This is a genomic window from Actinoplanes sp. ATCC 53533, from assembly GCF_003947245.1.
Map to the genome: position 1 here is coordinate 41,401 of NZ_QHHV01000016.1, position 22,562 is coordinate 63,962.

Here is a 22,562-nt window from a genome sequence, read left to right on the forward strand (position 1 = left end):
ATCCCGCTACTGCGACCGTGGTACACCGTTCGCCGCCGTCGGGACCTTCGGCCCTCGTCGCGCGGGCCGGTCTCCTGGAGGATCACGGTCATGAACGCCATTTCGATCACCGCACTGCTCGGCGAGCATCTCGCGGTGGCCCGTACGGCATCCAGCGGGCGCAGCGCGCACACCGTCTACGGCGGCAGCGAGCACAGCCTGCGCCAGACCCTCATCGTGCTGGCCGCCGGCCGGCGCCTCGACGAGCACGAGAATCCCGGCCAGGCCACCCTGCAGGTCCTGCACGGCCGGGTGCGCCTGGAAGCCGGGTCCACGTCGTGCGAGGCCACCGCCGGGGACATCCTGATCATTCCCGACTCACGGCATGCCCTCGAAGCGCTGGAGGACGCCGGAGTCCTGCTCACGGTGGCTAAGGGATGAAGTAGTCGCTCTTCTTGGGCTGCGGGTCCGCGCCGCGCCGGTCCCGCTGCGCCGGCACGGCGGCCAGCCGGGGGATGAACTTGGCGCAGTGGATGTACGCCTCGACCACCGCGGCGACGACCCACTGCTCGGGCTTGCGGCCCGGCACCACCTCGGTCGGCAGGGCGGGGAACTCCTCCCGCAGGTCATCGTCGTCGGTCAGCACCGCGCCGCCGTTGACGTGCAGGCCGATCCCGTCCCGGACGAAGTCCACGAAGAGCAACCCGACGTGCGGATTCTCGACGATGTTGCCCCGGCTGGCCAGCACGCCGTTGCCCCGGTATTCCGGCCAGGCCAGCCGGCGCTCGTCCAGCACCGTCACGAAGCCCGGCGCCCCGGCCCGCAGCGTGCTGTCGCAGGCACCCGCGCCGTCGCTGGTGGCCAGGAACATCATCTCCTGCCGGGCGATGAACCGGCACATCGGCTCGTTGAGGTGATCGAGGACCTGGCGTTCGTGGAACCGCTCGGCCTGCTCCCGCGTGCCGAGCCTTTCCTGTAGCAGCCGCTCTCCGGCGATGGCACACGACTGCATCGCGTCCAAGCTCGCGCCGTCCATGGGAGCCTCCTCAGGCCCTCGTCTCGCACCGGTGACAACTCCCGTCGCGTCCGTGCCACGAGCCGCCGCACCACCGCGACGATATCGCACAGTGTGTGCGTCGTGTCTCTCCGTATTCACGCACCCTGATCGAATCACGCTCACGCATGCCGGGCAGGAACCCTGATGAGTCATTTGTCCGCTGTTCTCAAGGAAAGCTGGCATCTTGTCGAAGATCGGCAGGATCGGGTCGCCGCGTACTTCTACGCCCGGCTGTTCCTGGCCAATCCCCAGCTGCGCGACCTGTTCCCGGTCCAGATGGACGTCCAGCGCGGCCGGCTGCTCGGCGCGATCGTCGCCACCATCCAGAACCTCGACGATCCGGCCCGCTTCGACGGCTACCTGCGCGCCCTGGGCCGCGACCATCGCAAATACCACGTCACGCCGGAGCACTACGCCCACGTGAAGACGGCCCTGCTGGACGCGTTGCGGGCGCACGCCGGCGACCGCTGGACCAGCGTCTACGAGCAGGCCTGGGGCGACGTGTACGACCTGACGGCGCGGACGATGATCGCCGGCGCCGAGGAGGACGACGGGCCGCCGTACTGGCACGCCGAGGTGCTCGACCACGAACGGCGGCGCGCGGACGTCGCCGTCTTCACCTGCCGGCCGCTGCGACCGCTGCGGTACCGGGCGGGCCAGTACGTCAGCATCGAGTGCCCGCACCAGCCACGGCTCTGGCGGCCCTACTCGGTGGCCAACGCGCCGCGCCCGGACGACACCCTGGAGTTCCACGTGCGCTCCACCGGCGGCGGCTGGGTCTCCAGCGCCCTGGTGCGCCGGCTCAAGGTCGGCGAGGTCATCCGGCTCGCCGCGCCGATGGGCTCGATGATCCTGGACCCGGCGTCCCGGCGCGACATCGTCTTCGTCTCGGGCGGCACCGGCCTGGCGCCGGTCAAGGCCATGCTCGACGAACTGACCCGGTACAACCGCACCCGCTGGATCCACCTGTTCCGCGGCGAGCGCGGCCACGACGACTTCTACGACAGCGAGGAACTCGACCTGCTGGCCGAGGCGCACCCCTGGCTCACCGTCGTCCGCTCGGTCAGCGCCGAACCCGACTACCCCGGCGAGCGCGGCGCCGTCACCGACGTGATGTCGCGGTACGGGCCCTGGCGCGACCACGACTTCTACGTCGCGGGCCCGAGGGCCATGGTCAACGCGACCCTGACCAGGCTGACCGAGATGCGGGTGCCGGGCACCCGCATCCGCTACGACGCCCTCACCAGCGACTGAGCGTCCCCCGTCAGTCCGGCACCGGCCAGGTGACGACCATCCGGGCACCGCCGGCGACGTCCTCGTAGTGGGCCTCGCCGCCGTGCGCCTGCGCGAGCTGACCGACGATCCAGAGGCCGAGCCCGACGCTGCCGGGGTTGTCGCTGCCGAAGCGGGTGAACAGGCGCGGCTGCGCCGCGGCGGGGACGCCGGCACCGTGGTCGCGCACCTCCAGCCGGCCGGTGCTCCCGTCGCTGGTCACCCGCACCACCACGGGCGGCTTGCCGTGGCGCAGGCTGTTGCCCACGAGGTTGACCACGATCTGCTCGAACCGCTCCCGGTCCAGGGCCATGACCAGGCCGGGGTCGACGTCGATGACGACGTCGACCCCGCGTCCCAGGTCGGCGACGGCGGCGGACACCACGTCGGAGACCGGCCACGGCCGGGGGTGCAGCGTCAGCCGGCCCTGGGAGTCGATCCGGTCGAGATCCAGCAGGCCGGCCGTCAGGTTGCTGATCCGGGGCGACCTGCCGCAGGGCCCGGTCGATGAGCTCCTCGCCTTCCTGGCCGGCGTCCACCCGCAGTTCCTCCAGCACGATCTGCACGGTGCTCAGCGGCGAGCGCACGTCGTGCGCGAGCGCCGCCACCAGCGCCGCCCGCCATTTCTCGATCTGGGCCAGCCGCGCGCGGTCCTCGCGTACGTGCCGGGCCTGCGCCTCGATGAGCAGGGCGATGCCGAGCGCGACCGGCAGCAGCACCACGGCCGAGCCGAGAATCATCGGCGGCTGCCCGGTGATGATCAACGGCACGAGGTACGCGAGCAGCGCCGGCGGGACGAACGCCAGCAGCAGCCGCCGCGAGAAGTGCAGGGCCGCCCAGGCGAAGATCAGCACCAGGAACGGGCCGGTGCCCGCGGCCACGCCGCCGAACGCCCACGTGGAGAAGCCGAGGACCAGGAAGGCGGGCAGCACCAGGAGCGCCGGCGCCCGCCGGTGCCAGCGCTGCCACGGAAGCACGCTGATGACCGCCGCCGACACCAGGTCGGCCGCCGCGATGATCAGCAGGTCGCCGGCCCGCCGGGTGTCGTTGGCGATGCCGATGATGCCGAGCAGCCCGGAAAGGGCGAACAACACCGCGACCTGACGAGCCGCGGCGCGTGGCCCGATGCCCAGCAGCCGAGAGCCCTCACGTGTCCTGATACCGGACATTTTAGGCGGGAAGCACCCGCCGGCACCCCGAATCCACCAGGACCGTGGCGCACGGCCCGCGTACGGTGGTGACTCCCCCGGGATCCCGGCGCCTGCCGCGGCCCGTACCGTGCTCGACGACCGGAAGGTCGGCCCATGGCCGCTCGTTCACAGACCATGACCGCATGCCGGCGCTGACCGGCGCGCCGCAGGCGGCGCGGCAGACCTTGACGCTGACTCCCGACCCCCGGCGGGTCATCGTCAAACTGTTCGTGCCCGGCGAGGACGCCGCCGTGGTGCGGACCCGCGCCCACGCCCTCATCGACCGGATCGCCGACCTGCCCGCCGACCAGGTGGAGAGCCTGCTCGCGCGGACCATGGCGGGGTTCGCCCCCCGCCATCACGACCTGGCGGGCACCTTCCTGCACCACTTCGACCTGGTGCGGCACCGGGCCGACCGGGCCGGCGACCTCTCGCCGGCCCAGCGCCTGCTGGTCGGCGCCTACTTCACCCACGAGTACGCCGTCGAGGCCGCCGCCCTGTGCAACCCCTCCGTCGTCGCGCACCCCGATCAGTCCGCGCTGGCGGCCGGGCAGTTGCGGGTGGCCGTCAGCCTCCGCCAGATCGGCGAGGGGCACCTGTCGTCCATCGGATTCGCCACGGCCGTGGTCGGCCCGGCCGGCCGGCTGGCGGTGACCGACCGCGCCGGTCCGCTGCACACCGGCCGGCGCGCCGCCGCGAGCCACCGGCGTGACCTGCTCGCGGCCGGCCTGACCGACGACGGCTGGGACAACGAGGTGTCCGCCACCGTGCTCGGCTCGCTGCCCGCGCTGTTCGACGACGCGACCTTCGAGCAGGTCCTCGCCGACCTCCCGGCCGACCTGCAGAGCAGGGAGAACACCCAGCGCACCCTCGAGCACCTGCGCCGCACCCACGCCGCCGGCTACGCGATCACCTTCCCGGCGGAGACCCCGCTGCATCAGCGGGTGCTCTGGCCGGCCAGCCCGGCGGAGAGCAACGGGATGGAGGACGCCCGCTTCGTGCGGTACGCCGACGACGACGGCACCGTCGACTACCGGGCCACCTACACGGCCTACGACGGGCGCCACATCGCCGCGCGGACGCTCACCAGCCCCGATCTCCGGCACTTCCAGATCGCACCCATGCGCGGTCCGGGCGTCCGGAACAAGGGCATCGCCCTGTTCCCCCGGGCCGTCGAGGGCCGCCGCCTCGCGCTGTGCCGCACCGACGGCGAGACCACCGGGCTGACCGTGCTCGACGAGAACGCCCGATGGCAACCGCCGGTGCCGCTGCGCGGGCCCCGGTACGGCTGGGACCTGATCCAGACCGGCAACTGCGGCTCGCCGATCGAGACCGACGCCGGCTGGCTGGTCCTGACCCACGGCGTCGGCCCGATGCGCCGGTACGTCATCAGCGCCCTGCTGCTCGACCTGCGCCACCCGGAGCGGGTCATCGGCGAGCTGCCCGGTGCCCTCGTCGAGCCCGACCACACCGAGCGCGACGGCTACGTGCCCAACGTCGTCTACTCGTGCGGCGCCCTGATCCACGCCGGACTGCTCTGGTTGCCCTACGGCTCCAGCGACGCCCGGGTCAGCTTCGCCACCGTCGACGTCGACGCGCTGCTCGCCGCCATGCGCCCGCCAGGCGCCCGCCCCTGAGCCGGCGCACCCCGCCGGCGTGATCGGCGGCCGGGCCGAGGGCGGTGCTGTCAGTCGGTGGGGAAGAGTTTGACGAAGCGGGCCGAGGAGGAGCAGATATCCTCGTAGCCAAGGAGTTTGTAGAACTCGTGGGTTCTCGTGCGGTGGCGGCGGCTGGTGACTTCCATCTTCGCGCAGCCGGCCGCCCGGGCCTGGTCCTCGGCCGCGGCGACCAGGGACTGGCCTACGCCCCGGCTGCGGTAACGCTCGTCGACCACCAGGGCGACCAGGCGACCCGCCTTTCCGGTCAGCTGCAGCAGGGGCATGACGTGCAGCGCCGCGACGCCGACCAGCTCGCCGTCGTCGTCGGCGCCGATGAGCCAGCTCGCCGGGTCGTCCAGCCAGAGGTCGAGCCGTTCCCGCGCCGCTGTCTCGGTGGTCGGATAGCCCAGCTGGCCCAGGAGGTCGGCCAGCACTGGCACGTCCTGGTGCTGAACCGGTCGAAGCTGTATGTCCATGTCGGCATTTTGCCGCACGACGGTCACCGAGACAGCTTTTCGCCCGATCGACCCGCGGCTCCGGCGGCTCCGGCGGCTCCGGCGGCTCCGCGGCGGAAGTCGAGACGGAGGCGGTCGCGGTGGCGCCGGCTCCAGCGGTCGAGGCGGGCCAGATAGTCGGCGAGTTCGGCGCCGAGTGGGGTGAGGGTGTATTCGCCGCCCTGGTCCGCCGGCTCCTGGGTGATCAGAGCGTGGCGCTGGAGGCGTCGCAGGGCCCCGCTCAGCGACTGGTTGTGCACATGCGGGCCGTCGGCGCCGGCCAGGCGGTCCCGCAGGTCGGTGTAGCGGCCCGGTCCCCGGGCGGCGAGGTCCACGAGCACCGGCCCGGCCCAGCGCGGTTTGAGGATCTCCCCCAGGACAGCGTGAATCTCACGCACAACGTCTGCTCCGTCCCCCCGTGTGGTCGCGACGCTGATATGTCGATCAAACTCAACAGTAGAAATTCCTCGACTGTTCTTCATCCCGTGGGACGGATTTCAGCACCATCAGAAATGATCGACACCGTCGATGCTCGGCGAAACTCCGCCGGTCGGCGCTGCGCTGACAGCGATCGACTGTGCTCGCTGTGTCCAACCAACCGCGCGGTCCGCATATCGAAGCTCTCCGGCGGACCCCCGGAGGCATTTGTCCGGGAATGCGGTCCGCTCCGCTGGCCGGTTGGTTGGCATTTGCCCGCGTTCATCAGCAGGTCGGCTACCGCGATCGCGGTAGCCGAAGTGCGCTTGCGCGTTCCTTCCGCAGGGGTGTAAGCCTGTTCGGGTGATCGCGCCGGACCTCAGGCGCCGCCGAGCCGGGGCACGCGGCGAGTTTCCCGGAAGGCACCCGTCGACATCACGGGGGTGATGTGTTGACCAGGTTTTCCATCGTCGCTCGCAGCGATTTGTCGGCAGCGCCGGTCGCGCCGGCACCCGTTCACTCCGCGGAGGTGGGGTGTGCCTGACCGGCTCCGCGAATTGATATTCCGCGACGAAGTGCTGTACATCATGGAAGCGCACAATGCCCTGAGTGCGAAGATCGCCGTCGAGTCGGGGTTCGAGGCGCTCTGGGCCTCGGGTCTGACCATCTCGGCGACGATGGGACTCCGCGACCGCAACGAAGCGTCCTGGACGCAGGTTCTCGACATCGTGGAGATGATCACCGATTTCGTCCCCGAGCCGGTCCTCTTCGACGGCGACACGGGCTTCGGGGACGCCAACAACGTCAGTCGCCTGGTCAAGAAGTTGTGCCAGCGAAACGTCCAGGGAGTCTGCATCGAGGACAAGCTCTTCCCGAAGCAGAACTCATTCCTGGGAACCGCCCAGCCGCTCCTTCCCGTCGAGGATTTCTGCGAGAAGATCAAGCGCGGCAAGGATGCGCAGCTGGACGACGACTTCGTTCTGGTCGCGCGGGTCGAGGCGCTGATAGCCGGGCACGGCCTGAACGAGGCCCTCGATCGCGCGTACCGGTATCAGGAGTCCGGGGCCGACGCGATATTGATCCACTCCAAGAAGTCCGACGGCGAGGAGATCCTGCAGTTCCTCGACCGCTGGCAGCACCCGTGTCCGGTGATCATCGTGCCCACGAAGTACCACGCCACCCCGACCAGCTTGTTCATCGAGCGCGACATCGCAGCCATCATCTGGGCGAACCACAGTCTCCGGGCCTCGATCTCGGCGATGCGCACCATCACCGACCAGATCTGCCGGGGCAGGTCCGTGGCGGGGATCGAGACCCGCATCGCCAGCCTCGAGCAACTGTTCCGGCTGACGAACGAGCTGTCGGCGTGACTGCCGGTCGCGGCGAAAGGACGAGGAGAGGACATGACCGACGCCACGACACTCCTGCGCCATCTCGTGGATCGGGGGGCGAATTTCTTCACCGGCGTCCCGTGCAGTCACCTGGACCCGCTCCTGTCGGAGGTCCACGGTAGGCCCGACGTCCGCTACGTCCCCGCGTCCAGCGAGGGGGAATCCGTCGCGCTCTGCGCGGGCACCTGGCTGACCGGCGGGCTCGGCGTGGTGATGTGCCAGAACTCGGGACTGGGCAACATGGTCAACCCGCTCACCTCGCTGTCGGCGAGCAGTCGGATCCCCTGCCTGTTGATCGTGTCCTGGCGGGGCGAGCCCGGCCGGCCGGACGAGCCACAGCACGAGCTCATGGGCCGGATGACGCCGGGCCTGCTCGATCTCATGGAGATCGACTGGAGGCACCTGCCGTCCTCGGACTCGGACCTTCCCGGGGTCCTGGACGAGGTGTTCGCCCATCTCGCGAGCACCCGCCGGCCGTACGCGATATTGGTTCGGGCGGGCGACCTGACCGGGCAGGACGGCGGGCCGCGGCCGGATCCCGCTGGGGCACCCGCGGAGTTGCCGTCCCGGCATGAGGCCCTGACCCGGATAGCCGAGGCCCTGAGCCCCGAAGCCGTCGTCGTCGCCACGACGGGCAAATGCGGGCGCGAGCTCTCCTCGATCCGGGATCGGGAACGCAACTTCTACTGTGTGGGCGCCATGGGCTATGCCAACGCCATCGCGCACGGTGTGGCGCTCGGTACGAGTGAACCCGTCTACGTCCTCGACGGGGACGGCGCCCTCCTGATGCATCTCGGCAACCTGTCGACCATCGGAGCGACCGCGCCGCCCGCCCTGACCCATATCGTCCTCGACAACGGGAGCTACGACTCGACCGGCGGCCAGGCCACCGCGGCGGGCACGGTGGACTTCACCGCCCTGGCGCGGGCCTGTGGATATTCCGACGCGGTGCGCTGCGAGGATCTCGACGGGTTGACGCGACACCTCGGCAGCCGAGCCTTCGCCGGGCCGACCCTGCTGCATCTACGGATCAGGCCGGGCTCGGTGGAGAAGCTGGGACGGCCGGACCGCCGCCCACCGGAGATCGCCGAGAGGCTCAAGTATTCGATGTCGACGCGTCGGGCAGCCGGTGCGCCGGCGACCGCACCGGCACCTGAAGGGGTGACTGATCCATGCATGTCGCAGCTCTGATGGCAGGTATCGGAACTCGGCTCTCACCGCTCACCGAGAGCTGTCACAAGTCGATGCTGAGCCTCGGCGGGCGCCGTATCGTCGACTATCAGCTGGACATCCTCCGGCAGGCGGGCGCGTCGTCGCTCACCGTCGTGACCGGCCACGGCGGACCTCAGCTCAAGGACCACCTGGCCGCGGCCGGGCACGAGCTCGAATACACCGTCGTGGACAACACCCACTACGCCGACCGCAACCTCGACTGGAGCGCGTTCCTGGCGCTGTCCCAGGCCCCGGGCGGCACGATCTACATGGAAGGCGATCTGCTGGTCCCCGCCATCGCTTTCAGGAAGCTCTGGGAGAGCCAGGCGGACCTCACCATCGTGGTCGACTCGTCCGTGCCCAGTGCGCGACCCGACACGCTGGTCCTCTCCGATGGATCCCAGCCGCGCCAACTGCTGTTCTTCGAGCACGAGGTGGCTCACTACGACGGCCCCATGCAGGTGCTGGGAGAGCTCGTCTGCCTGGTCAAGGTCAGTGCTCCGGCCCGGGAGTACGTGGTTCGCGCCCTCGGTGAGCAGCCCTTCATCGGCCCGATGCAGCTGTACCGGATCTTCGACGAGGCCCTGTCACACCTGAGCGCCGCGGTGATCGACATCAAGGGGCTGCCGTGGGTGGAGATCGACAATCCGGAGGACCTGCGGCGCGCGGGCGACATCGTGGACTCGGTCATGGAGTCCGGACTGAGGAACGGATCCAGTCGGCCCGCCGGCTGAGGATGGAGGAGCGAGATGCCGAACCGCACGTTGACGTCGATGTCGGAGTACGCCTCCAAGGCGATTTCGATGAGGGCCAAGTCGTTGCCGGACGTCTGCAACCTGAGCATCGGGGAACCGGAGTTCGGGCCGCCCGAGCACCTGGTCGATCGGGTGCTGACCGACGACCTCACCCGGACGACGCTGCTGGACGCGCTGAACCGATACGAGTATTCCGCCGGATCCGCGGAGCTGCGACAGGCCATCGCCGACTGGTACCGCCGCCGTTACGGCATGGTCGTCGACCCCGACACTGAGATCATCGTGACCCACGGCGGTGTCGAGGCGATCGCGCTCGCGTTGCTCTCCGTCACGAATGACGGTGACCCGGTGGCGATCACCGACCCCTCGTACATGCTGTACGAACGCTCGGTGGCGACGCTGGGACGGAGGCCGGTCAGCTTCCGCCGGCCCGCGGCGGACCGCGAGTTCGAGGCGCTGATCGGCGACGACGCGTCGTTCGCCCGAGACTTCGGTGCCGCGCGGGCCGTCATCGTCAACTCGCCGGAGAATCCGACGGGATACATGCTGACCGCCGAGGAATGGGGCTTGCTGGGCGACATCGCGACGCGGAATGACGCGTGGATCATCCACGACGAGGTGTATGACACGATGGCCTTTGATCGGCCCCATCTGCCCGCCCGGAGCGTCGAGGCGGTGGGCGATCGAGCGATCATGATCAACAGCTGCTCGAAGAAGTTCGGCACCCCGGGTCTGCGGATCGGGTGGATGGTCGCCCGCCGTGACCTCATCGAGGTCGCGAAGAAAGCACACGACTATCTCTACCTCGGTGTCAACATCCTCTTCGAGCGGATCGCGCTCCGCATGCTGCAGGATCCCCAGAACGAGCAGTGGTTCGCCGGGAACAACGCGCGTCTGCGGGAGCGGCGGAACACCGCGATCAGGACGCTGACGCCGGAGCAGGGGTTCTCGTGGAACCGGGCGCCGAAGGGCGGGATGTTCCTCCTTCCCGATGTCGCCGCGCTGCACGATCGGCTGCCCGATCCGCTCCGGGACGCGGGCAGGTCGGTGGGGGCCGCGGTGGCGAGCTACCTGATCGACGAGCGACAGGTGGCCGTGGTGCCGGGAGAGGTCTACGGTCCTTCCGTCGACCGGCACGTCCGCCTGGTCCTCTGTGGCGACGAGAAGACCTTCCGCCTCGCCGTGGAGCGTCTGGCCAGGCCCTTGCCGGCCAGGTAGCCGTCATGGACACGACTCCGGATCGGGCGGGCCCGCCCTCGGACCCGCCCGAGCCGGGCACCGGCCCGGGGCCCGGCGCGGCTCGAAGCCCGGGCCGCGACCTGATCGGTCTCTGGTCGAACACCTTCTTCAGCGTCTCCTCGAGCACGTTCCTGTATCTCTTCTTCGCCATCGAGGTGCACAACCGGACCAGCAGCGTGCTGCTGTCCAACCTGGTCCTGGTGGCACCACTGGCGATCCCCGCCCTCGGGAGCCCGGTGATCCACCGGGTCTGCACCAGCGGCGAGCCCCGGCGTGTCCTCGCCGGGGCGATGTGGCTGGGAGGTCTGGCCTGCGCCGCGGCGGCCGCGCTGCTGCTCGTGGTCGACGGGGTGCTCATCCCGCTGTGCCTGATGATCGGGTTCGTGGACATGGTGCAGCGGGTCGGCCGGCTGGTCGTCATCAACCGGTGCGTCTCGCGGGAGAACATGCGATCCGCCGTCCCGGTGGCGTTCTCGGCGCAGTTCTCGAGCGGATGTGTGGTGGCCTGCCTGATCTATGCCGGGGCCGGCTCGTGGATCTCGCCGCAGTTCGCTCTGTGCATCTCCGGCGCCGGCTTCGTCCTCGCCGCGCTGACCGCGCACCTGATCGCCGAACCGCGCGACGTGGCGGTGCCCCAGGGCGACCACACCGGAGGCTACCGGGCGTTGCTGGCGGCCGAGTTCCGCGCGCTGGCCGCCAACGGCCGGCTGCGACACGCCTTCATCTCCTTCGTCGTCCTGACGACGCTGTTCCAGGGCTACTACAACCTCACCCGGGTCGCCCTGCCGTTGACCACCTTCCACGGCTCCGTCGCCCTCACCGGGGCGGTGCAGTTCCTCTCCAGCTTCGCGGCGCTGGTCGCCGCCATCGCGTTCCTCGCGGCCGGGCGGCGGGTCGTCCTGGGGAACGGGTTCACCTGCTGCCTCGCGGCCGTGTTGATGATCGCGGTCGCGGTCACCGATCTCCCGCTGGCCTTCCTGGGGCTCTACTTCTTGTTCATGTTGTCCTTCGAACTGGTCTTCCTGCGGCAGCAGGCGTCGATCGTCGAAGCGGCGGACGCCTCGACAGTGGCGCTCGTGTCGACGTTGCAGATCGCCCTGATCTATCTCGGCATGACCGTCGTGGTCGTCCTGGGCAGCTACTTCACCTCGGTCGCCGCCGTGCAGTCCGCCGCGGTCGCGTTCTGCCTGTGTGTCGTGGGGTTCTGGGCCCTGTACGCCGCGCCGCGGGAGCGACGGTTCCCCTCCCGCGCCCCCGTCAACCCCGACCGGCAGGTGACCCGATGAGCAGCGCACCCCGCACCTCCCCCGTCGTCTTCGGCGAATACCTGGACTCCGCCAACGCGGTCACCCTCCTCAACGGCGCCGTGGGGGGACTGGCGTTGTGGCTCGCCCTGGAAGGGCAGGCCGGGGCGTGCCTCGCGCTGCTGTTCGCTGCTGTCGTGCTGGACCACCTGGACGGATACCTCGCGCGGCGGTTCCTGGAGCCCGGCACGGCGCGACGAGCATTCGGTGCCCGGGCCGACAGCCTCGCCGACCTGCTCAACTTCGGCGCCGTTCCGACCGTCCTGATCTCGTTGACCGCGTCGGTCCAGCCCGCTGCGGCGCTCGTGGGAGCGACCTTCGTGGTGTTGGGCATCGTCCGGCTCGCCCATTTCGACATCACGCCGGAACCGGACCCGCACCTTTCCACGGGGCTACCCACAACGTACGCCGGATTCCTGGTGGGGTGCCTGTCCCTGCTCACCGTGGCCGGGGTCGTCACCGCGGGGCCCTTCCTCGCCCTCTGCGCCGTGGTGGCCGTCGCGCAGGTCGCCCGGGTGCGGCTGCGCCTGCCCGGCACCGGATGGTGTCTGGGCATCGTCACCGCGGCCGCGGTGCTGACTTCGGTCGTCGCGGTCGTCTTCGGAAACGCCAGAGCCCTGCTGGGCTGAGGACATCGACGGAAGGTCGACATGATCGTTTTCATCGACAGCACCGTGATGGGCCTGCAGGCTCTGCGGACCGCGGAGCAGATGGGACATGACGTGGTCTTCATCCGTCCGAGGTCGCTGTCGTTCGCCTCGGCGGCCGTGTCGACGGAGCGGGACCTGCGTGAGCGAGTCGATTTCGCCGGCCGATACGTGGAGGTGGCGGCCCTGGACACCGGCGAGGTCCGGTCGGTCATCAGCGAACTGGCCCGCGAGGCACCGATAGACGCCATCCTCACCACCTCCGAGGCGGCGCTGCTCGCGGTCGCCGGGGAGGCCGAGCATTTCGGGACCCGCTACCCGCGGTATGACAGCCTGCGGACCGCCATCTACAAGGACAGGATGCGCCGGGTCCTGCGGCAGCGCGGAATCCGATCGACGTCCTACACCACGACCACGGACCTGGCCCGCTATCCGCGCGGCGCCCCGTCCGCCGTGCGGCCGCCGTTCGTGGTGAAGCCGGTCCGCGGGTTCGGGAAACAATACTCCGCGGTCTGCCAGACCTGGGGGGATTTCGACCGATTCGTTGCCACGGTGGACGAGGTCCGGCGCACCGATCCGCTGGAGCTGGGCCGGCTCGTCAGCACGGACTACCTGGTCGAGGAGTACGTGGACGGCAGCCTGCACTCGGCCGAGGTGCTGGTCACGGACGGCCGGGTGAGGATCTTCGCGACGACCAACCGCCATCGGGCCGACTACTACGAGTTGCTGGAGATAGCGGCCGCGATGCCGTCGACGATGGCCGATCGGACCCGTGCGGAGGCGGAGGAGTATGTGCGGGAGGTGTTCGAGGCGCTCGGTCTCGACGTCGGTGTCTACCACGTCGAGCTCATCGTCGGCCGCGACGGCCCGGTCATCGTCGAGATCAATGCCAGGATGATGGGCAGCGTGTCGCCCCAGATGTATCAGCTCCTGACCGGCACCGACCCGTTCGAGCTGATGATCAGGGCGCATCTCGGCGAGCCGGTGCGGGTCGACCCGGCCTTCGGCTCTGCGGGGCTGACCCTGGCCGTCGGCGCCCGGCACGGCGGAGTGGTCTCCCCGCACTTCGATCACCGGGACCTCGACGCCCTGCTGGTCGAGTTCGACATCCCCTTGCACACCTTGAAGGTGCGGGCGGGCCAGACGGCCCGGAAGTACGAGGGGAACCTGAGCATCTTCGGCCATGTGATCATCCCGGCCCGAACCTCGACGGAGGCCTCCCTCCGCGGGCTGGAGTTCCTGGCCCGGGCCGAGGAGCTGCTCGGCCTGGAGATCGCCAAGTACGACCCCCGGAAGGTCGCGGACGTCGGGCCGAGCGTCCTGGCCACCGAAGGATGAGGGAGAGGGCAATCCCATGCGAGAAGCCAGGCCGGACACCGTCGTCGAACGCGACGGGTACGCGCTCGGGAACCGGCTGGACGGCGCCGTACTCACCCGACTCACGGCAGCGCTGGACACCTTGCTGACGAAGGGCGAGCGGATCCTGCGGGTCGCGGCGGACGAGGGCAGGAGCCTCGAGGCGTACTACCGGGCGCGGGGCCCGGAGCTCATTTGTGTCCCGGAAGTCGCCTCGGCCATGTCGGTCTGCCGCGTCGAGTACCTCGTGGGAGAGGATCAGACCTTCCGCGCGCTGGTCGACCGGCACCTGCTGCCAGCCGTCGAGGCGGCGACGAGCGAGCCCTACGTCCTGTTCAAGGACAAGTGCAACCTCAAGTATCCCGGGGGTGGGGCCTTCACGCCCCATCAGGACTTCCCGGCGTACGAAGGTTTCCGCCCGAGGTACCACGTGACGGCGATGGTGGCCCTCGACAACGCGGACGACGAGAACGGCTGTCTGCAGGTCGCCACCAACCATCACCGCGTCGCCTGTGAACACGGCTCCCTCGTCGAACGGGAGGTGGCGGGACGGCCGCTCTTCAGGTCCGTCAAGGACGGCGACGCCGCGGACGGAAGCATCGTTCCCGAGGCGGTGCGGAGATTCGAGTGGCAGCCGCTGGAGGTCACCGCCGGCGACATCGTGCTCTTCGATTCCTTCATCCCGCATCGCTCGTTCGACAACAGGTCCGCCAGGGCCCGGCGCGCGCTGTTCATGACCTTCAACCGCCGCGCGGACGGTGACCACTACGAGGAGTACTACGCGCGCAAGCGGGCGGCGTACGCGGATCCCGCGTTCCACGTGGCGACGCCGACACACCGGGGCAGCGTGCCGCGGTGAGCCGACGCCGGCCGGTGCTGATGCTCACCGCGTACCCCGGCAGTCGATCTTGCCCGGGCCGGCGCCGTCGGCCACCGGGAGGGTCGTGACCAGCGGGGAAGCCGGACACGGCGGAGTTCGACGGGCGCCGCGGGACCTCATCGTCACGGCGAGCATCGATCGACCCCGGTCAGCACGGAGGCGGCGGCACGGCCGGGATGATCCCGCTACGTGGCGGTACGGTGAGCCAGGACACCGGCCGAGCCAGTACGGTTTACGACATGACGACCTACTCGGGCCCGGCAACGCTGATCCTCGTCGATGGCGCACGCGTAGCCGGCATGGCCTCCCTCGGCACCAACAACCGCGGCGATCTCAACGGCTGGAGCGGCACCTTCCGCCCCGACCAGGTCAGCACGGATCTCCGCGCCGCCGGTGACGGGCTGCAGCTCGAGCTGCCCTATGAGCAGATCGGGGCGGTCGCCGTCACCGGCGTCCGCAAGCTGCTCGCCACCCAGGTGCTGATGTCGCTGGTCGGCCGCGGACCGGCACCGTTCTAGGCAGGACAGGAACGGCCGCACGGCTCCGCGTGCCGACCTTGACCGGCGGCACGCGGAGCCGGAAGGACGCGCCAGCGGCGGATCTCAGCGGCTGTCGGCGATCCCGGTGGACTCCCGGACGATGAGCCGGCCCGGCTCCCGGATCACTCCCGAGACCGGCGACCCGTCGAGCGCGGCGAACAGGTGCCGCACCGCGGAGGCGCCGAGCTGCTGCAGGTTGAGGTCGACGGTGGTCAGCGGCGGCCGGCACTCGGCGGCGATGACCTCCCAGTTGTCGTAGCCGACCACCGCGATGTCGCCGGGGATCGACCGGCCGAGGTCGCGCAGGGTCTCGGTCACCCCGTAGGCGATCTGGTCGCTGCCGCAGAAGATGGCGTCGATGTCCGGGTGGCCGGCGAGCAGGGCGGCGGCCGCGTGCCGGCCCCAGCGCTGTGACCACTGGCCGAACATCGGCGCGCCGACCAGGGGCAGCCCGGCCGCGTCGAGGACCTCGCGGAACGCGGCGGACCGGTCGCGGGCCGCCCGGTAGGTGAGGTCGCCGGTGATGTGCGCGATCCGCCGCCGGCCGAGCGAGACCAGGTGCTCGGCGGCGAGCCGGGCTCCGCCCGCGTCGTCGGCCACTATCGACACGTCGTTCGGATCGTCGGACTCGCAGAACACGTAGACCACCGGCACCGGGATGTCCGCGGTCAGCGACGGGCGGACCTCGTTGGCGTCGCCGAGCACGATGAAGCCGTCGACCTGCCGCGCGAGCAGCGTGCGGATGTAGTGCCCGCGGCGGATCGCGTCGCCGCGGGCGTCGCAGAGCAGCACGCTCATCTGCTCGTTGCCCAGGGCGTTCTCCGCGCCGAGCAGCACCGGGATGGTGAACCGGGCGGCCGACAGCTCGTCGGTGAGCAGCCCGATGGTCCGGGTGTTGCCGGAGATCAGGCCGCGGGCCAGCACATTGGGCTGGAACGACAGCTCGTCGGCCGCCATGATGACCCGCTGGCGGGTGGCGGGCGCGACCTCGTCGCGCGCGTTCAGCGCCTTCGAGGCCGTAGCCACCGAGACGCCTGCTCGCTTGGCGACGTCGGACAACCTCACCCCGGACCGTTGACGTGCCATGGAATGCCCTCCGAAAAGTTTCGGTCAGCATAGCCGGGGGCCAGTTTTCTCGCCAAGCGCGGATCACGGCCGAAACACAGCAGAAATAGACCGTTGACACTGGACCCGGGCGCTGCCAGGCTTCCCGAAAAGGTTTTCGGAGTTTCGGGGGCTACTCCGCTACCCCTCGTCGACCCTGGAGGTGACGCGATGCCGAAAGCCCGATGGAGACCCCGACTGGCATCCGCGCTGACGCTCGTCCTGACCACCACCGTCGCCGCCGTGGTCGCCACGCCCACGGCCGGCCTGGCGGCGCAGACCATCGGCTATCCGACCTTCTCCGGCGCGGCGATCCCGGCGCCGCCGGTCGGCCTGAGCACCGGCAACACCATGGCCGCCATCTTCGACGCGGAGAGCGGCGGCACCGACTACTGGATGGACCGGCTGCTCGCCCGCACCGGCAACGACCCCGCCGGCACCTGGCTGATGACCCGCGGGCGCGGCCTGTTCATGAAGACCCACAACCCGGGCACCCTCGGCTTCAGCGGCCAGGCGGCCTACTGGGAGAGCATCAACGACCAGAGCGCGTTCACGGTGGCCGCCTCCCCCGGCACGTTCACCGAGCAGGTGGCGCAGCGCCGGCAGGTGCCCAGCCACTTCAAGAGCGTGCACACCAGCGGCTCGGTGCGGATCGACCAGACCAAGTTCATCACCCACCAGAACGTCGCGGTCGCCAACCTGACCGTCACCAACTCCGGCAGCGCCGCCACCACCGTGCAGCTGCGGGTCACCTCGCCGTACGCCACCGCGGGCAGCGGCAACGAGCTCACCGGCCAGGTCAACGCGAAGAACAACCTGACCACGATCTATCCCCGGCTGTCCGCCGACGGCTTCACCGCCACCAGCGGCGGGCTCAACCGGTCGGTCACCGTCGCGGCCGGCGCCGCCGTCACCACCAAGGTCGTGATGGGCTTCGTGACCAACGAGATCCCGGAGTCACTCGCCGAGTACACCGCTTACAAGGGTTATGCCGCGGCCACCGCCTTCGCCACCCACGCGCGGGAGTACAACCGCTGGTGGGCCCAGAACGTGCCCTACCTGGACGTGCCGGAGCCGGCCATCAAGAAGAACATCTACTACCGCTGGTGGCTGATGCGCTTCAACTATCTCGACGTCGACATCCCCGGCCAGGACTTCCAGTTCCCCACCTCGGTGGAGGGCGCGCTGGGCTACAACAACGCCATCGTGCTCACCCAGCCGATGCACATCGACGACCTGAAATACCTGCGCGACCCGGTCTACTCGTACGGCCCGTGGGTGTCGGTCGGGCAGGTCTCCAAGGGCGGCCGCTTCGTCGACAACCCGGGCGACCCGGAGAACTGGTCCAACAGCTACACCCAGTACGTCTCCGAGGCGGCCTGGCGGGCCTACCAGATCCACGGCGGGCAGCCCGGCATCGCCGGCAACCTCGCCCGGTACGCCGAGGGCGACGTCAAGGGCCAGCTCTCCTACTACGACCACGACAACAACGGCCTGATCGAGTACGACTGGGGCGCGCTGACCGGCAACGACGCCGACGCCGTCTCGTTCCACTGGCGGGCGGGCCAGCTGGACCGGGCCGAGTCGGCCTACGTGTACAGCAACGCGCTGGCCGCCGCGCAGGCCTACGACGCGGTCGGCAACGCCGCCAAGGCGACCGAGATGCGGCAGATCGCCGAGCGGGTCCGCGCCGCGATCGTCAACGTGCTGTGGAATCCCAGCCGGCAGCTGTTCGAGCACCGGCACGTCGCCACCAACGCGCACGTGCCGTGGAAAGAGATCAACAACTACTACCCGTTCTCGGTCGGTGCCATCCCGAACACCGATCAGTACAAGCAGGCCCTGCGGCTGTACGCGGATCCGGCCGAGTACCCGATCTTCCCGTCCTTCACCGCCAACCAGCGCGACAAGGCGGCGGCCGCGGCCGCCGGCCAGCCCGGCAGCAACAACTTCTCCACGATCAACTCCACGGTGCAGTTCCGGCTCTACTCCTCGGTGCTGCGCAACTACGCCAACCAGTGGATGACCGCCGAGGACTACAAGAAGCTGCTGTACTGGAACGCCTGGTCGCAGTACATCGGCGGGGACACCCAGTGGCCGGACGCCAACGAGTTCTGGGCCGACTGGAACGGCACGACCAAGACCATCAACTACCGGTCCTGGATCCACCACAACATCCTCGGCAGCAGCAACTGGACGGTCATCGAGGACGTGATGGGGCTGCGGCCCCGCAACGACAACCAGATCGAGCTGAGCCCGATCGGGATCGGCTGGTCGCACTTCGCGGCCAACAACATCCGCTACCGCAACGCCGACCTGTCGGTCGTCTGGGACGACCCGGCCGACGGCGTCACCCGGTACACCGGCATCCCGCAGGGCTACTCGGTCTATCTCAACGGCACCCGCGCGTTCACCGTGGACCGGCTCACGAAGGTGGTCTACAACCCGGCCACCGGCGCGGTCACGCTGCCGGCGGGCGGCTCGGTCACCTACAACAGCGCCGTCAGCGGGATGCAGACGCCGACCCAGGTGGTGCAGGACAGCGCCCGCATGGTCGACCTGTTCGCCAAGGCCGGCACCGACCTCACGTCCACCCTGCCCAACTACGCCCGCGGCGCGGCGACCACCGCCTCGTACACCGCCTCGGGCACCGCCGGCGCCAACGCGGTCGACGGCTACCCCGTCAACGAGCCGATCTGGGGCACGTACGGGTCGCCGAACAGCGCGGACACGCTGGAGGTCAATCTCGGCCAGACCCGCCGGATCGACGAGTTGCGGCTGTACTTCCGCAACGACCGGGCCACCAACCGGTACCGACAGCCGTCGTCGTACCAGGTGCAGTACTACAACGGCAGCGCCTGGGTCGCCGCCGCCTCGTCGGTGAAGACGCCGGCCACCCCGCAGGCCAACTACAACGTGGTCAAGTTCGCCGCGGTCGACACCCAGCGGGTGCGGGTGCAGGTCACCCACGCGTCCGGGTTCAAGACCGGGCTCACCGAACTGCAGGTGTACGGCCGCGGCGGCGGACCCCCGCCCGGCCCCGTCAACAAGGCGGGCAGCGCTGCGCCCTCCGCGTCGTACACGTCCCCGTGGGAGTCCGTGGCGGCCCTGAACGACGGCGCCGAGCCGCCGTCGTCGAACGACACCGTCAACCCGCGTTGGGGCACCTGGCCCAACACCGGTGAGCAGTGGGCCGAGCTGACCTGGCCCACCGCTCAGTCCCTGGACAGCGCCGACGTGTACTTCTTCGACGACAACGGCGGTGTGCGGCTGCCCGCGTCGTACAAGCTGCAGTACTTCAACGGCACGTCCTACGTCGACGTCGCCGCGTCCGGCGCGTACGCACGCGACCTCAACAAGTACAACCGGGTCACGTTCAGCCAGGTGAGTACCACCCGGCTGCGCGTGGTGCTGCAGAGCACCGCCGACTCCGTCGGCCTGCTCGAGGTCAAGGCCTTCGGGCCGTAGCGAGCCCGCGGGGAGGGAGCGCCCGGCGACCTCCCCGCGCCTACTTCACCAAGGTGAGGCCCCCATGTCCCGTCCCGGCCCGATGTCTCGACGAACCCTCCTGCGCGCCGGTGCCGCCGGCGCGGCGATCCTCACCGGCGCCGCCACGGCCGCGCCGGCGCTCGGCAGTGCCGCCGCCGCCCGAACCGACACCGGCGTCTCCGCCTACTCGTTCCCGCTGACCGCCGTCCGGCTGGCGGCGGGCAGCCCGTTCGCGGCCAACCAGGGCCGCACCCACGCCTACCTGACCTTCCTCGACGCCGACCGGCTGCTGCACATGTTCCGGGTCAACGCCGGGCTGCCGTCGTCGGCGGCGCCGTGCGGCGGCTGGGAGTCACCCACCACCGAGCTGCGCGGGCACTCCACCGGGCACCTGCTCACCGCCCTCGCGCAGGCGTACGCCTCCACCGGCACGGCGGCGTTCAAGGCCAAGGGCGACGGCATCGTCGCCGTGCTCGCCCAGTGCCAGGCCCGGGCGACCGCGGCCGGTTTCAACCCCGGCTACCTCAGCGCCTTCCCGGAGAGCTTCATCGACCGGGTGGAGGCCCGCCAGTCGGTCTGGGCGCCCTACTACACGCTACACAAGATCATGGCGGGGCTGCTCGACATGCACCTGCTCGCCGGCAACGCCCAGGCGCTCACCGTGCTCACCGGCATGGCCGCCTGGGTCAAGGCCCGCAACGACCGGCTGACCCAGGCCCAGCGGCAGAACATGCTCGACACCGAGTTCGGCGGCATGAACGAGGTGCTGACCAACCTGTACCAGCTGACCGGCGACCCGGCGCACCTGGCCGCCGCCCAGCACTTCGACCACGCCGAGATCTTCGACCCGCTCGCCGCCGGGACGGACAACCTCAACGGCTACCACGCCAACACCCAGATCCCGAAGGTGCTCGGCGCGATCCGCGAGTATCACGCCACCGGCACCACCCGGTACCGCACGATCGCGGCCACCTTCTGGGACCTGGTGGTCCGCGACCACACCTACGCGATCGGCGGCAACTCCAACGGGGAGTACTTCAAGGCGCCCGGCCGGATCGCCACCGAGCTGTCGGACACCACGGCGGAGTGCTGCAACTCGTACAACATGCTCAAGCTCACCCGCGAGCTGTTCCGCACCGACCCGTCCCGCACCGACTACTGGGACTACTACGAGCGGGCCCTGTACAACCACATCCTCGCCTCGCAGGACCCGGCGTCGGCGCACGGTTTCCAGTGCTACTACGTGCCGCTGCGGGCCGGCGGGATCAAGACCTACAGCAACGACTACCAGAGCTTCGTCTGCTGCCACGGCAGCGGCATGGAGAGCAACACCAAGTACGGCGAGAGCATCTACTTCCACGACGGCGCCCAGCGGCTCTGGGTCAACCTGTTCATCGGCTCGGTGCTGACCTGGCCCGGCCGCGACATCACGGTCCGGCAGGAGACCGCCTTCCCGCAGCAGGCCTCGACCCGGCTGACCGTCACCGGCTCCGGCCGCATCGACCTGCGGATCCGCATCCCCTCGTGGGCGGCGGGGGCGCAGCTCCGGCTCAACGGCACCGTGCAGGCGGTGCCCACCGCGCCCGGCACGTACGCGGTGCTCGACCGCACCTTCGCCACCGGCGACGTGGTCGACGTCAGCCTGCCGATGGCGGTGCACCGCGAGGCGGCCCCGGACAACGCGGCCGTGCAGGCGGTGCGGGTGGGCCCGATCGTGCTCGCCGGGGCGTACGGCACCACCAACCTGTCCGGGCTGCCGACCCTGAACCCCGCCACGCTCGCGGCGACGGCGGACCCCCTGCAGTACACGGCGACCGCGAGCACCGGCAGCGTGTCCCTGCTGCCGTTCTACCGCATGCACGGCCAGCGCTACACCGTCTACTGGACGGTCACCGGAAATCCGCCGCTGCCCGCCTTCGTCGCCCACTACCGGTTCGACGAGACCGGCGGCACCACGGCCACCGACGCCACCGGCAACGGGCGGACCGCCACCGTCACCGGCGGCACGTGGGCTGCCGGCCGTACCGGAAACGCGGTCCTGCTCAACGGCAGCACCGGGCACGTCGCGCTGCCGGCCGGGATCCTGGCCGGATCGGCCGCGTTCAGCATCGCCTGCTGGATCCGGATCGGCACCGCGACCGCCTGGTCGCGGGTGTTCGACTTCGGCACCGGGACCGGGGCCAACATGTTCCTGACCCCACGCTCGGGCGCGGGCACCGCCCGGTTCGCCATCACCGCTTCCGGCGCCGGCGGCGAGCAGCGCATCGATGCCCCGGCCGCCCTGCCGGCCGGCGCCTGGGCGCACGTCGCCGTCACCAAGGCGGGCAGCCTCGGCGTGCTCTACGTCAACGGCGTCGAGGTGGCCCGCAACGCCGCCATGACGCTCGGGCCGGCCGACCTGGGCTCGACCACCCGCAACTGGATCGGCCGGTCGCAGTACGCCGACCCGTACCTGGACGCCGCCGTGGACAACTTCCGGGTCTACAGCCGCGCCCTGTCCGGCACCGAGATCGCCGCCCTGCACGGAGCCGGATCCTGATCCCCTACGCACGGTCCTGTCCCGATCCCCCATGCAAGAG

Annotated in this window: 20 protein-coding genes; 15 read left to right on the top strand and 5 right to left on the bottom strand. The window is 70.1% G+C overall.

All coding sequences use genetic code 11. The features are described 5' to 3' along the window. The first annotated feature begins 90 nt into the window (after positions 1-90). On the top strand, positions 91-420 hold the full coding sequence (locus DMB66_RS07080) for a cupin domain-containing protein (protein ID WP_125803211.1): 330 nt from the start codon (positions 91-93) through the stop codon (positions 418-420). Here DMB66_RS07080 and DMB66_RS07085 read toward each other — a convergent pair. Next, positions 410-1,015, bottom strand: a complete 606-nt coding sequence (locus DMB66_RS07085) for a pyridoxamine 5'-phosphate oxidase family protein (RefSeq protein ID WP_233624358.1) — start codon at positions 1,013-1,015, stop codon at positions 410-412. The two genes, DMB66_RS07080 and DMB66_RS07085, sit on opposite strands and share 11 nt — an antisense overlap. 165 nt (positions 1,016-1,180) lie before the next feature. Here DMB66_RS07085 and DMB66_RS07090 point away from each other — a divergent pair, with 165 nt between their 5' ends. Beyond that, entirely contained in the window at positions 1,181-2,290 is a 1,110-nt protein-coding gene (locus DMB66_RS07090; protein ID WP_125803212.1) for a globin domain-containing protein, read from the top strand. 10 nt (positions 2,291-2,300) lie between these two features. Here DMB66_RS07090 and DMB66_RS07095 read toward each other — a convergent pair whose 3' ends face one another. Next, positions 2,301-2,693 carry a sensor histidine kinase KdpD gene (locus DMB66_RS07095; protein ID WP_125803213.1) on the bottom strand — a complete coding sequence of 131 codons (393 nt, stop codon included), beginning with the start codon at positions 2,691-2,693 and terminating at the stop codon, positions 2,301-2,303. Between the two features lie 122 nt (positions 2,694-2,815). Here DMB66_RS07095 and DMB66_RS07100 point away from each other — a divergent pair, with 122 nt between their 5' ends. Continuing rightward, positions 2,816-3,412, top strand: coding sequence for a hypothetical protein (locus DMB66_RS07100; protein ID WP_125803214.1), 597 nt, complete (start codon positions 2,816-2,818; stop codon positions 3,410-3,412). Positions 3,413-3,641: 229 nt separating this feature from the next. Then, a complete protein-coding gene (locus tag DMB66_RS07105) occupies positions 3,642-5,135 on the top strand; it encodes a glycoside hydrolase family 130 protein (RefSeq protein ID WP_125803215.1) in 1,494 nt (497 codons plus the stop codon). A gap of 50 nt (positions 5,136-5,185) precedes the next feature. Here the strand turns inward: DMB66_RS07105 and DMB66_RS07110 are convergent, their stop codons facing one another. After that, positions 5,186-5,632, bottom strand: a complete 447-nt coding sequence (locus DMB66_RS07110) for a GNAT family N-acetyltransferase (RefSeq protein ID WP_125803216.1) — start codon at positions 5,630-5,632, stop codon at positions 5,186-5,188. 23 nt (positions 5,633-5,655) lie between these two features. Continuing rightward, positions 5,656-6,048: a helix-turn-helix domain-containing protein gene (locus tag DMB66_RS07115; protein ID WP_158647157.1), complete on the bottom strand. Its 393-nt coding sequence runs from the start codon at positions 6,046-6,048 to the stop codon at positions 5,656-5,658. 555 nt (positions 6,049-6,603) lie between these two features. Between DMB66_RS07115 and aepX the strand changes: the two genes are divergently transcribed. The 9 genes from aepX to DMB66_RS07160 all read left to right on the top strand — a co-directional run bounded on the left by aepX (position 6,604) and on the right by DMB66_RS07160 (position 15,369). Then, complete coding sequence (aepX, locus tag DMB66_RS07120; RefSeq protein WP_199752079.1) at positions 6,604-7,437, top strand: phosphoenolpyruvate mutase; 834 nt, start codon at positions 6,604-6,606, stop codon at positions 7,435-7,437. A gap of 33 nt (positions 7,438-7,470) precedes the next feature. Further along, a complete protein-coding gene (gene aepY / locus DMB66_RS07125; RefSeq protein ID WP_125803218.1) occupies positions 7,471-8,649 on the top strand; it encodes a phosphonopyruvate decarboxylase in 1,179 nt (392 codons plus the stop codon). Between the two features lie 53 nt (positions 8,650-8,702). Then, complete coding sequence (locus DMB66_RS07130; protein ID WP_233624359.1) at positions 8,703-9,404, top strand: hypothetical protein; 702 nt, start codon at positions 8,703-8,705, stop codon at positions 9,402-9,404. Between the two features lie 15 nt (positions 9,405-9,419). Beyond that, positions 9,420-10,643 (top strand): pyridoxal phosphate-dependent aminotransferase, encoded by a 1,224-nt coding sequence (locus tag DMB66_RS07135; RefSeq protein WP_199752081.1) that lies wholly within the window; start codon positions 9,420-9,422, stop codon positions 10,641-10,643. A 5-nt stretch (positions 10,644-10,648) separates the two neighbouring features. Then, on the top strand, positions 10,649-11,950 hold the full coding sequence (locus DMB66_RS07140) for a hypothetical protein (protein ID WP_125803220.1): 1,302 nt from the start codon (positions 10,649-10,651) through the stop codon (positions 11,948-11,950). After that, the gene (locus DMB66_RS07145; RefSeq protein ID WP_125803221.1) at positions 11,947-12,597 is read left to right on the top strand and encodes a phosphatidylcholine/phosphatidylserine synthase; all 651 of its coding nucleotides are present in this window, start codon (positions 11,947-11,949) and stop codon (positions 12,595-12,597) included. The genes DMB66_RS07140 and DMB66_RS07145 overlap by 4 nt, the downstream gene beginning before the upstream one ends. A 21-nt stretch (positions 12,598-12,618) precedes the next feature. Then, positions 12,619-13,953, top strand: coding sequence for an acetyl-CoA carboxylase biotin carboxylase subunit family protein (locus DMB66_RS07150; protein WP_125803222.1), 1,335 nt, complete (start codon positions 12,619-12,621; stop codon positions 13,951-13,953). A 16-nt stretch (positions 13,954-13,969) separates the two neighbouring features. Continuing rightward, positions 13,970-14,830, top strand: coding sequence for a phytanoyl-CoA dioxygenase family protein (locus DMB66_RS07155; RefSeq protein WP_125803223.1), 861 nt, complete (start codon positions 13,970-13,972; stop codon positions 14,828-14,830). A 260-nt stretch (positions 14,831-15,090) separates the two neighbouring features. Beyond that, complete coding sequence (locus tag DMB66_RS07160; RefSeq protein WP_125803224.1) at positions 15,091-15,369, top strand: hypothetical protein; 279 nt, start codon at positions 15,091-15,093, stop codon at positions 15,367-15,369. An 84-nt stretch (positions 15,370-15,453) separates the two neighbouring features. On the opposite strand, the gene DMB66_RS07165 is transcribed toward DMB66_RS07160, so the two are convergent. After that, positions 15,454-16,476, bottom strand: coding sequence for a LacI family DNA-binding transcriptional regulator (locus DMB66_RS07165; protein ID WP_125803225.1), 1,023 nt, complete (start codon positions 16,474-16,476; stop codon positions 15,454-15,456). Between the two features lie 189 nt (positions 16,477-16,665). Between DMB66_RS07165 and DMB66_RS07170 the strand changes: the two genes are divergently transcribed. Beyond that, positions 16,666-19,962, top strand: coding sequence for a discoidin domain-containing protein (locus DMB66_RS07170; protein ID WP_125803226.1), 3,297 nt, complete (start codon positions 16,666-16,668; stop codon positions 19,960-19,962). Between the two features lie 64 nt (positions 19,963-20,026). Further along, on the top strand, positions 20,027-22,522 hold the full coding sequence (locus tag DMB66_RS07175) for a beta-L-arabinofuranosidase domain-containing protein (RefSeq protein WP_125803227.1): 2,496 nt from the start codon (positions 20,027-20,029) through the stop codon (positions 22,520-22,522). Positions 22,523-22,562 lie beyond the last annotated feature (40 nt).